Source organism: Helicobacter pylori (assembly GCF_030062585.1).
GTDB lineage: Bacteria > Campylobacterota > Campylobacteria > Campylobacterales > Helicobacteraceae > Helicobacter > Helicobacter pylori_CN.
The window spans coordinates 1,162,531-1,176,686 of record NZ_CP071935.1 but is presented as its reverse complement, the minus strand read 5'-3'; the positions used below and the strand labels follow the sequence as shown (position 1 = coordinate 1,176,686).

At 39.8% G+C, this 14,156-nt stretch carries 16 protein-coding genes and 7 tRNA genes; 1 reads left to right on the top strand and 22 read right to left on the bottom strand.

Annotation, left to right across the window (positions count from 1 at the left end; genetic code table 11):
• Positions 1–140 precede the first annotated feature (140 nt).
• The 13 genes from rplL to J5F42_RS05615 all read right to left on the bottom strand — a co-directional run bounded on the left by rplL (position 141) and on the right by J5F42_RS05615 (position 5,276).
• Entirely contained in the window at positions 141–518 is a 378-nt protein-coding gene (rplL, locus tag J5F42_RS05675; protein WP_001018219.1) for a 50S ribosomal protein L7/L12, read from the bottom strand.
• A gap of 44 nt (positions 519–562) precedes the next feature.
• Entirely contained in the window at positions 563–1,057 is a 495-nt protein-coding gene (rplJ, locus tag J5F42_RS05670; protein ID WP_021175696.1) for a 50S ribosomal protein L10, read from the bottom strand.
• Positions 1,058–1,165: 108 nt separating this feature from the next.
• Entirely contained in the window at positions 1,166–1,870 is a 705-nt protein-coding gene (gene rplA / locus J5F42_RS05665; RefSeq protein WP_021176581.1) for a 50S ribosomal protein L1, read from the bottom strand.
• 44 nt (positions 1,871–1,914) lie between these two features.
• Positions 1,915–2,340, bottom strand: a complete 426-nt coding sequence (gene rplK, locus J5F42_RS05660) for a 50S ribosomal protein L11 (RefSeq protein ID WP_001085997.1) — start codon at positions 2,338–2,340, stop codon at positions 1,915–1,917.
• A 17-nt stretch (positions 2,341–2,357) separates the two neighbouring features.
• On the bottom strand, positions 2,358–2,885 hold the full coding sequence (gene nusG, locus J5F42_RS05655; protein ID WP_001846772.1) for a transcription termination/antitermination protein NusG: 528 nt from the start codon (positions 2,883–2,885) through the stop codon (positions 2,358–2,360).
• Between the two features lie 29 nt (positions 2,886–2,914).
• Positions 2,915–3,094, bottom strand: coding sequence for a preprotein translocase subunit SecE (secE, locus tag J5F42_RS05650; protein ID WP_024369106.1), 180 nt, complete (start codon positions 3,092–3,094; stop codon positions 2,915–2,917).
• A 140-nt stretch (positions 3,095–3,234) separates the two neighbouring features.
• A tRNA-Trp gene (locus J5F42_RS05645) sits at positions 3,235–3,310 on the bottom strand.
• A 39-nt stretch (positions 3,311–3,349) separates the two neighbouring features.
• On the bottom strand, positions 3,350–3,508 hold the full coding sequence (rpmG, locus tag J5F42_RS05640; RefSeq protein WP_000865159.1) for a 50S ribosomal protein L33: 159 nt from the start codon (positions 3,506–3,508) through the stop codon (positions 3,350–3,352).
• Positions 3,509–3,564: 56 nt separating this feature from the next.
• Positions 3,565–4,764, bottom strand: a complete 1,200-nt coding sequence (gene tuf, locus J5F42_RS05635; RefSeq protein ID WP_001040574.1) for an elongation factor Tu — start codon at positions 4,762–4,764, stop codon at positions 3,565–3,567.
• Between the two features lie 126 nt (positions 4,765–4,890).
• Positions 4,891–4,965: transfer RNA gene (locus J5F42_RS05630), tRNA-Thr, on the bottom strand.
• Between the two features lie 30 nt (positions 4,966–4,995).
• Positions 4,996–5,072 (bottom strand) — tRNA-Gly (locus tag J5F42_RS05625).
• Positions 5,073–5,088: 16 nt separating this feature from the next.
• Positions 5,089–5,173: transfer RNA gene (locus tag J5F42_RS05620), tRNA-Tyr, on the bottom strand.
• A gap of 27 nt (positions 5,174–5,200) precedes the next feature.
• A tRNA-Thr gene (locus tag J5F42_RS05615) sits at positions 5,201–5,276 on the bottom strand.
• Positions 5,277–5,466: 190 nt separating this feature from the next.
• Here J5F42_RS05615 and J5F42_RS05610 point away from each other — a divergent pair.
• Positions 5,467–7,203, top strand: coding sequence for an ABC transporter ATP-binding protein/permease (locus J5F42_RS05610; RefSeq protein ID WP_097699192.1), 1,737 nt, complete (start codon positions 5,467–5,469; stop codon positions 7,201–7,203).
• A gap of 8 nt (positions 7,204–7,211) precedes the next feature.
• On the opposite strand, the gene J5F42_RS05605 is transcribed toward J5F42_RS05610, so the two are convergent.
• The 9 genes from J5F42_RS05605 to J5F42_RS05565 form a co-directional block, all read right to left on the bottom strand.
• Positions 7,212–7,880, bottom strand: coding sequence for an HAD family hydrolase (locus tag J5F42_RS05605; RefSeq protein ID WP_078265970.1), 669 nt, complete (start codon positions 7,878–7,880; stop codon positions 7,212–7,214).
• A 200-nt stretch (positions 7,881–8,080) separates the two neighbouring features.
• Complete coding sequence (locus tag J5F42_RS05600; protein WP_079362200.1) at positions 8,081–9,070, bottom strand: DNA adenine methylase; 990 nt, start codon at positions 9,068–9,070, stop codon at positions 8,081–8,083.
• A 326-nt stretch (positions 9,071–9,396) separates the two neighbouring features.
• Positions 9,397–9,576 carry an IceA2 protein gene (locus J5F42_RS05595; protein WP_000301839.1) on the bottom strand — a complete coding sequence of 60 codons (180 nt, stop codon included), beginning with the start codon at positions 9,574–9,576 and terminating at the stop codon, positions 9,397–9,399.
• A gap of 219 nt (positions 9,577–9,795) precedes the next feature.
• Complete coding sequence (cysE, locus tag J5F42_RS05590; protein WP_078291974.1) at positions 9,796–10,311, bottom strand: serine O-acetyltransferase; 516 nt, start codon at positions 10,309–10,311, stop codon at positions 9,796–9,798.
• 314 nt (positions 10,312–10,625) lie between these two features.
• Positions 10,626–10,712 (bottom strand) — tRNA-Leu (locus J5F42_RS05585).
• Between the two features lie 54 nt (positions 10,713–10,766).
• Positions 10,767–10,853: transfer RNA gene (locus J5F42_RS05580), tRNA-Leu, on the bottom strand.
• Positions 10,854–10,921: 68 nt separating this feature from the next.
• Positions 10,922–11,239 (bottom strand): F0F1 ATP synthase subunit C, encoded by a 318-nt coding sequence (locus tag J5F42_RS05575; protein WP_000669961.1) that lies wholly within the window; start codon positions 11,237–11,239, stop codon positions 10,922–10,924.
• 132 nt (positions 11,240–11,371) lie between these two features.
• On the bottom strand, positions 11,372–13,438 hold the full coding sequence (locus tag J5F42_RS05570; protein ID WP_283491211.1) for a polyribonucleotide nucleotidyltransferase: 2,067 nt from the start codon (positions 13,436–13,438) through the stop codon (positions 11,372–11,374).
• A 2-nt stretch (positions 13,439–13,440) separates the two neighbouring features.
• Positions 13,441–14,145: a phosphoribosyltransferase gene (locus tag J5F42_RS05565; protein ID WP_033762741.1), complete on the bottom strand. Its 705-nt coding sequence runs from the start codon at positions 14,143–14,145 to the stop codon at positions 13,441–13,443.
• Positions 14,146–14,156: the final 11 nt, after the last annotated feature.

Genomic DNA, 14,156 nt, shown 5'->3' with positions numbered 1-14,156 from the left:
ACCATAACCATGATAAAAACACCAAACCCACCTGCAATACTAACCACTTTAGGCCACACGCTCACAAACAAAATCATGGAGCAAAATCATCTGCCACACTAGAGCAGAGAAAGGCGCAAAGGCCTTTCTGTTTTTAAGTCTTACTTGACTTCAACCTTAGCGCCTACTTCTTCAAGTTTCTTCTTGATGGTTTCAGCTTCTTCTTTATTCACGCCCTCTTTAAGCACATGAGGGGTTTTTTCGGTAGCGTCTTTAGCTTCTTTCAGGCCAAGTCCAGTGATTTCGCGAACCACTTTAATCACCTTGATTTTTTCAGCACCGCTATCAGCCAAAATCACATTAAATTCGGTTTTTTCTTCGCTTTCAGCCGCTGCACCGCCAGCTACAGCCGCACCCGCCACGACCGTTGGAGTCGCACTCACGCCAAATTTTTCCTCAAACATTTTAACCAATTCAGCAAGCTCTAAAACGCTCAATGAACCAATATACTCTAACACTTCTTCTTTTGAAATTGCCATAATCCAATCCTTCAAATTTTTTTAATTAAAGCCATCATAGGCTCTTAGTTTTCTTCTTTCGCTTTACGCAAATTGTCTAAACCGGTCACAAAATAACGCGCCGGAGCCGTCCAAACAGAAAGCAACATTCCCATAAGCTCTTCTTTGCTTGGGAGTTTTGAAACCGCTTCCACATGAGCTACGCTAACGCTTTCTTTATCAAACAAGCCCGCTTTCAACACAAAGTGATCTTTATGCTCTTTTTGGAAATCAAACACGAGTTTAGAGAGAGCGATTTGATCACCGCCCCACAAAAACACATTGGTTTCTTTCAAATCCAAATCAGAATAGCCGGCCTCTTTCATGGCAATATGAGCGAGAGTGTTCTTAATCACTTGCACTTTAATGCCTTGATTGCGAGCCTTATTCCTTAAAGCTTCCAACTTTTTCACGCTAAGACCCTTATAATCGCAAATTAAAAGGGCTCTGGCATCTGCAAATTGCGATTTTAAGTTAGCGACTAGCTCTACTTTATGTTGCCTTTGATGTTGTTTTTGCATCTTTTCCTCCTTTCTAGACTAGACCTCTGCAAGATTATCTTTTTAAAAAAGAAATTTTAAGCTTTTTAGCTCTTACGATCTTCAGCCTAAGATTAAAAACTCCTAACGCTATTTAATATCCATCAATTCCTGTGCGTCCAAACTCACTGAAGGCGACATGGTGAGCGAAAGAGCGGCGTTTCTAATATACTTGCCTTTCGCACCACTGGGTTTTAGGCGGTTGATCGTTTTAACCAACTCAAGCATGTTTTCTTTGATTTTTTCTTCAGGAAAACTCGCCTTACCAATAGGGGCATGAACATTGCCCTTTTTATCCACCCTGAAATTCACTTGACCACTTTTAGCGTTAGTAACCGCTTTAGCAATATCCATCGTAACGGTTCCGGTTTTAGGGTTTGGCATCAAACCCTTAGGGCCTAAAATCCTACCCACTTTACCGACAACCGCCATCATATCAGGCGTTGCAATCACCATGTCAAAATCAATGCGACCATTTTTGATTTCTTCAGCCAAATCGTCTCCGCCAACGACATCAGCCCCAGCGTTCTTGGCTTCATCTTGTTTAATGTCTTTTGCAAAAACAGCCACTCTTACTTTTTTCCCTGTTCCATGAGGAAGCACCACCGCACCGCGCACCATTTGATCCGCATGCCTTGGATCAACCCCTAGCCTTAACGCTACTTCCACGGTTTCATCAAATTTGGCTGAAGCGAGAGATTTAACCACCTCTACGCCTTGCTCTACGCCATACGCTTTATCGTTTTGAATTTTAGAAAAAAGTTTTTCCAATCTTTTAAATACTTTTTTTGCCACGATTCTAATCCTTAAAAATTTCTTTCAATTCCAACAAAACCCAATCAATCCACAACTTCTACGCCCATGCTCCTAGCACTGCCCATAACGATTTTTTTGGCCGCTTCCATGGTGCTTGTGTTTAAATCTTCCATTTTCAATTGCGCGATCTCTTCCACTTGCTTGTGGGTGAGCTTTGCAATCTTATTTTTGAGCGGGTTGTCAGAACCTTTTTCAACCCCAGAAGCTTTTTTGATCAAATCGGTTACCGGAGGCTTTTTAGTGATAAAGGTGAAACTCTTATCTTGATAAACCGTGATAATGACCGGGATATTAAAACTCCCCATGTCTTTAGTTCTCTCGTTAAAAGCCTTACAAAATTCCATGATATTAACCCCTCTTTGACCCAACGCTGGCCCTACAGGAGGTGAAGGGTTTGCCTTACCGGCAGGGATTTGAAGTTTGATTTCTCCGACTACTTTTTTAGCCATGTTTTCTCCTTAAAAAGTTATATAATTTTTTCCACTTGCGAATGCAAAATCTCTATTGGAGTGTTCCTACCAAAAATAGAAACATTGAGCTTGAGCTTGCGGTGTTCCACATCATACTCTTCCACCGTAGCGGTAAAGTTCGCAAAAGGGCCTTCCACCACGCGCACCACTTCGCCTTGCTCAAAAAAGATTTTGGGTTTAGGGGCTGCTCGGTTATTCATTTTTTCTAAAATATGCCCAATATCCGCTTCACTCAATGGGGTTGGCTTTTTATTTTCTCCAATAAAACGGCTCACTCTTGGCAAAGATTGTATCTTATGCCACAAAACCGTATCTAAATCCACCTTAATAAAAACATATCCAGGATAAAGGCTTCGTTCCGTTACTTTCGTCTTGCTTTTTTTAGAAACCTCTATGATATCTTCAGTAGGCACAATGATCTCTTGTATCCTATCTCTTATATTATGATCGTTCGCTAGATTCTCAATCGCTTTCTTAACGGACTGCTCGCTCCCTGAATAAGTTTGTATAGCATACCAATCCATCATTATTCTCCTTATTTAAAGCCACCAACCTATAGAACACTAGAGATAAAAGCCCCTAGAGAAAAATCTAACAAAGCTAAAAACAGCGTGACAGCACTCACCACCACTAAAACAGAAATAAGCGCGTTGCGTATCTGCTCTTTAATGGGAAATATCACTTTAGAAAGCTCTTCTCTAGCCAATCTGTATTGCATGAGCCATTTATCCATAGTCTCTTGTTGCCCTCACTTAAACTTAATACATTTAATTAAAAGAATTTTCAATTTTATCCAAAATAGCTTAAACTAAAATTAAAAAACTTAAAAAACAACCCAATTGAAACAAAAATTTGATAGAATAAATTAGTAGATGGCAGGCCAGGAGGGACTCGAACCCCCAACAACCGGTTTTGGAGACCGACGCTCTACCATTGGAGCTACTGACCTAACCTCCCCTCCCTTTAAATTGCAACGCAAAAGAAAGAGCTAACTCTTCAATTTGATTTCTTTATGAAGAGTGTGCTTATTTTCCCTTGGGCAGAACTTTTTAAGCTCCAGTTTTTCAGTGTTAGTCTTGGCGTTCTTAGTGGTGCTGTAATTGATGTCTTCACAATCAGAACACTTCAACCCTATTTTAACTTTCATGATAACCCTTTATTAGCGACCTTTATGGTAACTTTTTCACTTCCATATGAGTAAGATTATTCAATAATATTGCTCACAACACCAGCGCCAACGGTTCTCCCGCCTTCACGAATCGCAAATTTGGTTCCTAACTCTAACGCAACAGGGCTAATCAACTCCACGGTGATTTTCACATTATCGCCAGGCATAACCATCTCGACGCCTTCAGGAAGGGTGATAGAGCCAGTCACATCAGTCGTACGCACATAGAACTGCGGGCGATAGTTGGTAAAGAATGGAGTGTGTCTCCCGCCTTCTTCTTTAGAAAGGACATAAATTTCTCCCTCAAATTTCTTGTGCGGAGTGATAGAACCTGGCTTACACAGAACCATACCGCGTTCTACTTCTTCTTTTTTAGTTCCTCTCAAAAGCACGCCCACATTATCGCCGGCTTCACCTTTTTCCAACTCTTTCCTAAACATTTCTACACCGGTTACAGTCGTTTTTTGTGTAGGTCTGATACCAACGATTTCCACTTCATCGCCTACTTTCACCACGCCTCTTTCAATCCTACCTGTAACTACAGTCCCTCTACCCGCAATAGAGAACACATCTTCAACCGGCATCAAGAAAGTTTTTTCAGTGTCTCTTTCTGGAGTAGGGATATAGGCATCCACTTCAGCCATGAGCTTAAGCACTTTTTCACCCCATTCACCCACATTGCCAGCCTTTGCTTCTTCTAAAGCTCTTAAAGCTGAACCCGCTATGATAGGAGTGTCATCGCCAGGGAATTCATACGCACTCAACAATTCGCGTACTTCCATTTCTACAAGCTCTAACAATTCTTGGTCATCTACCATGTCTTGTTTGTTTAAGAAAACAACGATGTGAGGCACGCCTACTTGACGAGACAATAAGATATGTTCTCTAGTTTGAGGCATAGGACCATCAGCTGCAGAAACAACCAAAATCGCTCCGTCCATTTGCGCCGCACCGGTGATCATGTTTTTTACATAGTCAGCGTGTCCTGGGCAATCCACATGTGCATAGTGTCTGTTTTCAGTCTCATATTCAATGTGAGAAGTAGCGATAGTGATCCCTCTTTCTTTTTCTTCAGGGGCGTTATCAATATTATCATAGTCTTTCATTTCTGCAAGACCTTTCAAAGAAAGCACCGCTGAAATCGCTGCACTCAAAGTCGTTTTACCATGGTCTACATGCCCAATGGTTCCAATATTAACATGCGGCTTAGTTCTATTAAACTTTTCTTTTGCCATTTGTATTTCTCCTTAATTTTTTGAAATGGATTTTAGAATTATACTAAACAAAATCCTAAGTATTCCTAAATGCTACCACAAAATTTAAGACATTTTTGTCTTATCGCCATTCAAGAGATTATAAACTGGAGCCTATAAGCGGAATTGAACCGCCGACCTCTTCCTTACCAAGGAAGTGCTCTGCCTCTGAGCTATATAGGCGTCTCAAAAACTAAAATGTTATCCTAAAAATGGAGCGGGAAACGGGACTCGAACCCGCGACCCTCAGCTTGGAAGGCTGATGCTCTAGCCAACTGAGCTATTCCCGCATCTATAAAACAAACATGGTGGTGAGACGTGGATTCGAACCACGGAAGACATAGTCAGCAGATTTACAGTCTGCCCTCGTTGGCCACTTGAGTATCTCACCAAAAACTTTGCAAAATAACATTTTAACTGGAGCTGGCTAAGGGACTTGAACCCCCGACCTGCTGCTTACAAGGCAGCTGCTCTACCAACTGAGCTAAGCCAGCGACTAAATTAAATAATCAAAGACTTGGGATTATAGCAGTTTTATACTTAATTTGTCAAGAAATGATGACAGAAAGCTAAATTATTCGTATGGCGCAGAGCATGGTTAAAATTTTAGCTATAATCTAGCTCAATTTGGCTTAACACAGCTCAAACTTATTGCATATAAAAGAATTTATGGACACTTAAATTATGGCGAAAAAAAAACATAAAATTCCTACTTTAAAATATTTTTTGCGTTCTTTAAAGCAAATCTACATGCTCATCACTTTCAAGGAAAAAATGATTTTTTTCCTGCTTGTGTTGATGGCTGTTTTTTCTTCTTTTGTGGAAGTGATGTCCCTAACCCTCCTGATGCCTTTTATCACTCTCGCTTCCGATCCTAGCAGGGCTTTAGACGATAAAGACTGGAAAATGGTCTATGATTTTTTCCATTTTTCATCTCCCGTTCGTCTCATGTATTTCTTTAGTTTCTGTTTGGTGGGGATTTATTTGTTTAGGATGTTTTATGGGGTGTTTTTTACCTATTTAAGAGGGCGTTTTTCCAATAAAAAAGCTTATCAAATCAAACAACAACTCTTCTTGCAACACATCAAAAACAACTATTTATCGCACCTCAACCACAACCTGGATTCTTTAAGAGACATTATCAACAATAAAGCGGAGGGCATGTTTATGAGCTTTAACGCTTTTTTGAGTTTATTGACCGAAATAACCGTGATCGTTTTTTTCTATTCCACGCTCATATTGACCAATTGGAAAATAACGCTCGTTTTTACCACGATCCTCGCCTTACAAATTTTTTTTATCGTCAAAAAAGTCACCGTCCTTATCAAAAAAAAGGGTGAGATGGCCGCCAAATCCAAAGCGCAAACGCTTAAAGTCTTTTCAAAATTTTTCAGCAATTTCAAGATCACTAAACTCAAAGACAACCACGAAGAAGCCCACAAGCTTTTTGGAGAAAATAGCCGTAAGGCCCATGACACTGAGATCATTTACTCCACTTTGCAAGTGGTCCCCAGGTATTCAATAGAAACCGTGGGCTTTAGTTTGTTGATTTTAGCGGTCGCTTACATCTTATTCAAATACGGCGAAGCTAGAATGGTGCTCCCTACCATTTCTATGTATGCCCTAGCGCTTTATCGCATACTCCCTTCTGTAACTGGAGTGATCAGCTATTATAATGAAATCGCTTACAACCAGCTTGCGACCAATGTTGTTTTTAAAAGCCTTTCTAAGACCATTATTGAAGAGGATTTAGTCCCTTTAGATTTTAATAAAAAAATCACTCTCCAAAACATCTCGTTCGCTTATAAGTCAAAACACCCGGTTTTAAAAAATTTCAACCTCACCATTCAAAAAGGTCAAAAAATCGCTCTTATAGGCCATAGCGGGTGCGGGAAATCCACGCTAGCGGATATTATTATGGGGCTTACCTACCCTAAAAGTGGGGAAATTTTTATTGACAACACCCTTTTAACCAAAGAAAATATACGATCATGGCGTAAAAAAATAGGCTATATCCCCCAAAATATTTACCTTTTTGATGGCACTGTGGGGGATAATATCGCTTTTGGGAGCGCTATAGATGAAAAACGCTTGATTAAGGTGTGTAAAATGGCTCATATCTATGATTTTTTATGCGAGCATGAGGGCCTTAAAACCCAAGTGGGCGAAGGGGGCGCTAAGCTTAGCGGCGGTCAAAAACAGCGCATAGGCATCGCAAGAGCCTTATACGATAACCCTGAAATTTTGGTTTTAGATGAAGCCACTTCAGCCCTAGACAATGAAACCGAGAGGAAAATCATGGATGAAATCTATCAAATCGCCAAAAATAAAACCCTAATCGTTATCGCCCACCGCTTAAGCACGATTGAACGCTGTGAAGTCATCATTGACATGAGCCAACACAAAGACAATCTCGGCTAAAGCTGGCTTTACTCTTTTATAAAGTTTTGTAAATCAAACCCTTTAAAGCCCTCCAAATACTTCCCTTGATAGCCATCTTGCCCCACTAAATTTTTCAAAACCTTGCTGTTGTAACCCAAAAACGCCACTTTATTAGCTTGAGCACTTTCATAGTCATTGACGCTATCGCCTATCATTAGCATGCGGCTTGGGTTATAAGCGTATTTTTGAATGATATTGGCGATGATCTTGGGTTTATTAGGCGGACTCCCTTCAACGCTCTTAAAATACTTAATGATCCCTAAAAACTCGCACAACACTTGCAATTCGCTATGCAAAGCCGCTGAAGCGATATGGAAAATATAATTTTGATAGTGTTTATCAATAAACGCCATCACTTCGCTGTTCAAATGCCCCCTATCAAAAAGCTTTTGCTCTATGATAGCGCCAAACTCTAGGGCTAATTCCTCTATTTCTTCTTGAGCGATAGGGGTTTTTAAAATCTCATTATAAAAGTATTGGATTTTTTCATTCCTTGAAATCCCCCCACTTTGATAATGATAAACTTCAAATTGTTTCAAACCCTCTTTACTATCGTTGCCATGCTTTTGAAACAACGCCTTAAACCCTTCATATTTTAAATGCATGCTGTCAAAAATCACGCCATCAAAATCCCATAAAACCACTTCAAACGCCATGATTTCCCCTTTTTTATAGGCTTATTTTGGTTTCATTTTACCTTATTCAAGCGGTATTTAAGCGATTATTTTTATCATTATTGGAGTATCTTGGATTGGTTTTAATCAAATACCGCCTGCTAAAGCCTCATTTAAAACTCTAACGCTCTTTAGATTTTTTAACTTAAAGCTCGTTCTTAAAGGTTGGGTTGTTTTGATTCTTATTTGATAAGAATATGCAAACATTCTTTGGTGTGTGCGGCTTTATGGGTGCGTTTGTTATCCGCTTTAAAACGCATGTAGGTTTTGGTCATTAAGGAGTAAGCGCCGTATTTTTTTAAGATATTTTTAATCTCTGTTTCGCTCATAAGCCCTTCATTGTTATAGCTTAAAAAAATATATTTGAATCGCGCTTTTTTGATCAAGTCTTCAAAAGCGTTTAAGATTTGAGAACGAGAGCAAAAAGAGGATTTCTGGTAACTGGGCAATCCGGTTTTGCCTTTTGGAGCAAAGGGCGTATAAGCAGCAATCGTGTTCAATAAATGGTAATTCGCCCCGTATTGTCTCGCATTGTAAGGAGGGTCTAAATACAAAATATCCCCTGAAATCTTTCCGATCAACTCGCTAGCGTCTTGCTGATACACTTCATTAGCGTTTAAACTCACATCAAAATGAGCGCCTTTTAAGATGAGTTCTTTTTGAGCGCTTTTTTTAAGGCGTTTTAAAAAAGCCCCATAAACTGAAGCGGTGTTAGCCACCTTGTCCGCGCTCTCTAATAACGATGCGAGCAAAAAGTAATACGAATGGTTATCAATGTTTTGAGAAAGCTTAAGCTCTTCAATTTTTAGACGCATCGCATCAATTTTTTGAGCGTTTGTTTCGCTAAAATACTGCCTTGAACTCCCCCCCAAAGAATAATGCGAATAGATAAAACCTTTTTTTGAAGCAACGCTATTGAGCCTATCAATAAGCTCTTCTTTATTGGGGATTTCTTGAATGTTGCCGATATAATTTTGATTCAAAACAAAGCTATAATATTCCAAATCATTAGAGATGATCTTATTAACAGCTTTTTTAAACGCACGCCCCACAATGCCCGTCCCAGCGAATAAATCACAAAAAATCGCGCCAGAGAGATCGTTGCCCGCAACCGCATGGATATTTTCCTTAATAAAGGGAATGAGCTTGTATTTAGAGCCGATGTAGTTCATTGATCTGTGTTTGTATGCTTCTTTGAAAATGGTATGGCTATTATTAAAGTTAAATTTTATGTATTGTAACATAACTTGATTATGAATAAGTCTTAACCCCCACGATTAAAATAATCCTAAAACCAACCAATCAATCCTATGTGAAACAATGATCGTTTTTTAATACCGCACGCCCTACCAATCGCTTCATTAAAACAACGAAACAACCCCCTATTATAAACAAAGACTTTTTCTATCGCAACTGCTCATTAAAACACCACTAGAAAAACAGCGACACCCCCTACTAGCTGAATGCATCAAAGCTTTTGCCGCTATTGCCCTATTTTCTAGTAGGTTCTTTTATAACTACCATTCTTATATTCTTCCACTTTACCCTTTGATGTGGTTACAGCCACTACACCACCTGAAACTTGCACATTAACAGCGTTACTACCATAAGTTCTCTTATAGTTACCATTCTCATATTCCTGTATTTTGCCATTAACGACTTTAATTACAACCGCCATTATAAACCTCCTAAAATATAAATTGTGATATATCCAACGCCAAACTACCAATCTAGTCTATAGTCTAACTAACAGATAAACATAACCTAAGTATTTGATCGCAAAATCCCTAAAGAATAACTTAAAAACAAACTCGCTTAACTCTCATAAAATCAGTCTCATTGATCAATTTACCTCAAAATAACCCACATGGCGCAAACTCCAACCGCTTGTCTAGAATTAACGATCCTTTGTGATGGTTTTGGCTTTAGCACCTACAGCCGTAGAACCCGTGGGTAAATCTGAAAGCACCACCGCATTAGCCCCAATCTTCACATCATCGCCCACATAAATCGCGCCCAAGACCTTAGCCCCTGCCCCCACTACCACACGATTGCCTAAAGTAGGGTGGCGCTTGCCCTTGAACTTGCCCGTACCCCCTAGAGTTACGCCATGATAAATGGTAACATCATCTCCAATCTCTGTGGTCTCGCCAATCACCACACCCATGCCATGATCGATAAAAAGCCCTCTCCCAATCTTAGCGCCCGGGTGGATTTCTATCCCAGTGATAAAGCGTGCTAACTGAGAAAGCGTACGAGCGATGAAGTAAAACCTCCGCTTGTGCAACGCATGCGCTAGGCGGTAACAAAGCAGCGCATGAATGCCCGGATAAAGCAAGAGAACCTCCCACTTATTCCTAGCTGCCGGGTCTTCTTGCAAGACACGCTCCAGGCTATAAGACAGATCTAGCATGACAGAGTCTCCGGTTAAAATATATCTGGATCAACATGACTTAAGCAGATTTTTCTCATCTATTCCAATAAAACTTGATACAAATTTTTCATGCTATTATACCCAAACTCACGCTCCTTTAAATGGAGTAAAAAATTAATAGAGTAAAACGTTCTCTCTTTTAATCCCTTCAAATTCGCTTAAACAATCCTTTAAAAAGGCTTAAAAACCCGCTAATCCACATTGATTTGGCATTTATTTGGGATAAAACTATTTTAAACGAAAAAATTTTAAACGAAAAAGATAAAAAGCAGATTGAAAAAGATTACTATTAATGGTGCCGAAGGTCGGACTCGAACCGACACGAGATTGCTCCCACCAGATTTTGAGTCTAGCGTGTCTACCAATTCCACCACTTCGGCGTATCATAGAGCAAAGAGTGAGATTATACCCACTTATTCCTTAAAAAAACTTAATGGTGCACTGGGCGAGACTCGAACTCGCACGAGATTGCTCCCACCACCCCCTCAAGATGGCGTGTCTACCAATTCCACCACCAGTGCTAAAAATTTAAAACAGATATTATAGCTAAATCATGCTTTTTAAGCAATAATTTAGCCTATCAAAACCCTTAACTTAAGAATGGGTTACTATAAATAGCGATAATAGCAAACACTAGAGTATAAATCACTTGCGCTTCAATCATCGCCATGGCCACAAACATGGTTGTGAGCAATTTACCGCCCACTCCTGGGTTTCTCGCTGTGCCTGTAATGGTCGCTGCGGCCGCATTCCCCATACCGATCGCCCCACCAAAAGCGGCAATCCCTAAACCGATCATCGCCCCTAAGATAGAATAAGATTTAATCATATCCATCCCACCCATTCCACCATCATGAGCGAAAGCAACGCCCGCTAAAGCCAGAAAAAATAACGCTAAAAATTTCATTTTCGCACTCCGTTTCAAAAATTGGGCTTGATTTTCATTTCGAATCGTTCCTCTACTTTCAAAAATACAAGCAAGGATTTATTCTAATATAAACTAGCTTAAAAACGCTTTTAAAAAACGCTTTTTAAAATTTTAAGCTAAATCCAAAGCGATTTTACCCTTATTGAAACTAATCACCCTACACCTGATGCTATCGCCTTCTTTTAAAGCCACTTGACACCTGTCCATGTGTTGTTTTCTCAACAAGCCTTCACCCCCCTTAGGCAAGCTTAAAAACGCCCCAAAATCCACGATTCGTTTCACTTGAGCTTCTAGCACCTCATCAATAGCGTATTGCTCCAATTCTTGATCTAAAGAATGCAAATAGTTCAAAATAAATTCCTTAGTCTTTAAAACACGCTCTTTATTCCCCATGATTTTCACTTCACCGCTCGGTTTATTCAAATCAATTTTAACCTCAAATTTTTCCACTATCTCTTTAATCACACGCCCCCCTTGACCGATAATTTCTACAATTTTATCGGGCACGACATTAAAAATTTCAGTCGTGGGCAAATGGGAAAAATTGATCACAATCTTTTCTTTCGCTTCATGCATGATTTTTAAAATATGTTTCCGTGCTTCTTTAGCTTGGAGTAAGGCTTGGTATAAAACCTCTAATCTAATACCGCTCATTTTGGTATCCATTTGCATAGCCGTAATGCCTTCTAAATTCCCGGCAATCTTAAAATCCATATCGCCTTCTGCGTCTTCTAAGCCGCTAATATCGCTTAAAATAGCGTGATCTTGCCCTTCGCTCACCATGCCCATAGCCACCCCAGCGACTAAATCATAAATTTCCACACCGCTTGCATAAAGGGCTAAAGACCCCGCACACACGCTCGCCATTGAGCTTGAACCATTGCTTTCTAAAATCTCAGAAACCAATCGTATCACCTGCTCTTTATTTTTAATGCTCGTTTCTAAGGCCCTTTTAGCCAAATTCCCATGCCCTAATTCACGCCTTGAAGTCGCGCCAATAGAACTCGCTTCGCCCACGCAAAAAGGAGGGAAATTGTAATGAAACATGAAGCGCTCTTTGATAGGGGTTTTATGCTCCAAACTCTCATGGGTTTGAGCGTCATTATCCGTGCCTAAAACCCCTACCACTAAGCTCTGCGTTTGCCCCCTAGTGAATAAAATGGAGCTGTGCGCCATAGGGAGCAAATCGCTCTCTATCAAAATGGGCCGCACTTCTTCTAACGCGCGCTTATCCGGGCGGATTTTATCTTGAATAATCATGCGTCTGATCTCAGTTTTTTTCACTTTTTCTAAAGACCATTCAATTTCTTCTAAACTGAATTCTGAGTGGGCTTCACTGATTTTTTTAGCAATTTCATTGAAAACATTTTCTCGCTCGCTCAAAGCAGAACTTTCAATGCCTTTAATGATTTCATCAAAATACTGATTTTTTAATAAATCTAACAGCCTTTCATTAAAAATTATTCCTTGGCTTTCTTTAAAAAGCAGCTCGTTTTGGTGAGGCGTGAAAACCTCTTCATAAAGCGTGCAAGTTTCTTTCAAACTTTTTTGAGCCAATTCTAAAGCTTTTAGCATTAAAGGCTCTTCTAAAGCGTTTAATTGTTGCCCTAAAGAGCGCATTTCTATCATGTTCAAACTCTCTTTTGTGCCAGACACAAACAGATCCAAACTGGATTGATTCAAAAGGCTTGTGTTAGGGTTAATGATAAATTTGTTATCCACCCTAGCGATCCTGCAAGCGCTCACGCTTTTAATAGGAGCGATATGGGCCAAAAAGAGAGCGGCTGAAGCGGCGTTTAAAGCAGAGACTTGCAAGTCGTTTTCAATATCATGGCTTAAAACCATTAAAGTGATTTGGGTAGGGTAGCGGTAATCTTTAGGGAATAAAGGGCGTAAAGTCCTGTCTATGAGCCTAGAGGTTAAGATTTCAAAATCTTGCGCCCTGCCTTCTCTTTTGACAAAACCGCCCGGGATTTTACCGGCTGCATAAGATTTTTCTAAAAACTGCACCACTAAAGGCAGAAAATCTCCACTCACAGGCTCTCTTTCTATACACACGCTCGCTAAAATGATGGTTTTTCCTAAGCGATACATTAGAGAGCTGGTGGCTTGTTTGGCCACTTGTTTGAGAGCGAATTCTTCGGTTTTGTTACTAGAGTTGATGGTGATAAAATCCATATTTAATGTTCCTTTTTTAAATTAGGCGCGTTGTTAGCGCCCAAGTATTTTTCAATTTCTTCATTGCTTAATCGCTTGAGTTCTTTATAATGATGCTCCACAGAGACAAAACATTCAGGGCGGTACACGCTAATCACCCCATCGCACAAACTTTCTAAGCCTTGAGCGACATTTTGCGCGAGAATGGGGGTTAAAATGTAAATGTCTTGGCATTCTTTTTTCAAGCAAGTTTGCACGCCTAACCCTGCTCTAAACCCGGTTTCAATCCCCCTATCTACGATAAAAATATTTTTATCTTTTAAGCTTTTGATCGCATTGCCTTTGCGATACTGATAGATGTGGGACAAAATGTCTTCTTCATAAGCTCGCTTGGCTTCCCCATAAACATAATCTAAAGTGATGTCAAAGGAATTAATCAAGCTTTCATTCATCACTATATCCATGCTTTCACTCACTAAAGCGATCTCGCATTTTGAGTTTAAAGGGGCTAGGATAGGTTCTAAAAAAAGTATATCATAAGTCGCCCCAAATTTTTGCGCTAAAGCGTGAGCCAAATACAAGGCGTTAAAACTCAAAGCGAGCATGATGGAATCTTTTAAATCAATGTGGCGCGTGTGGATTTCATTAATCAATTTGTTTAAAGCGTCTTCTTCATTGATAAAACGCATGCTCTCTATATCGGTGATATGGCTAAAGTCCGTATTCAAATCTGTTCCTT

Coding starts and splice junctions, on each gene's coding strand:
- J5F42_RS05605 (WP_078265970.1), bottom strand. CDS start 7,880: ATGGCGTTTGAAGTGGTTTTATGGGATTTTGATGGCGTGATTTTTGAC.
- cysE (WP_078291974.1), bottom strand. CDS start 10,311: ATGCTAGATCTGTCTTATAGCCTGGAGCGTGTCTTGCAAGAAGACCCG.
- rpmG (WP_000865159.1), bottom strand. CDS start 3,508: ATGAAAGTTAAAATAGGGTTGAAGTGTTCTGATTGTGAAGACATCAAT.
- J5F42_RS05570 (WP_283491211.1), bottom strand. CDS start 13,438: ATGGATTTTATCACCATCAACTCTAGTAACAAAACCGAAGAATTCGCT.
- rplJ (WP_021175696.1), bottom strand. CDS start 1,057: ATGCAAAAACAACATCAAAGGCAACATAAAGTAGAGCTAGTCGCTAAC.
- J5F42_RS05610 (WP_097699192.1), top strand. CDS start 5,467: ATGGCGAAAAAAAAACATAAAATTCCTACTTTAAAATATTTTTTGCGT.
- nusG (WP_001846772.1), bottom strand. CDS start 2,885: ATGGATTGGTATGCTATACAAACTTATTCAGGGAGCGAGCAGTCCGTT.
- J5F42_RS05600 (WP_079362200.1), bottom strand. CDS start 9,070: ATGAACTACATCGGCTCTAAATACAAGCTCATTCCCTTTATTAAGGAA.
- J5F42_RS05595 (WP_000301839.1), bottom strand. CDS start 9,576: ATGGCGGTTGTAATTAAAGTCGTTAATGGCAAAATACAGGAATATGAG.
- tuf (WP_001040574.1), bottom strand. CDS start 4,764: ATGGCAAAAGAAAAGTTTAATAGAACTAAGCCGCATGTTAATATTGGA.
- J5F42_RS05575 (WP_000669961.1), bottom strand. CDS start 11,239: ATGAAATTTTTAGCGTTATTTTTTCTGGCTTTAGCGGGCGTTGCTTTC.
- rplL (WP_001018219.1), bottom strand. CDS start 518: ATGGCAATTTCAAAAGAAGAAGTGTTAGAGTATATTGGTTCATTGAGC.
- rplK (WP_001085997.1), bottom strand. CDS start 2,340: ATGGCTAAAAAAGTAGTCGGAGAAATCAAACTTCAAATCCCTGCCGGT.
- secE (WP_024369106.1), bottom strand. CDS start 3,094: ATGGATAAATGGCTCATGCAATACAGATTGGCTAGAGAAGAGCTTTCT.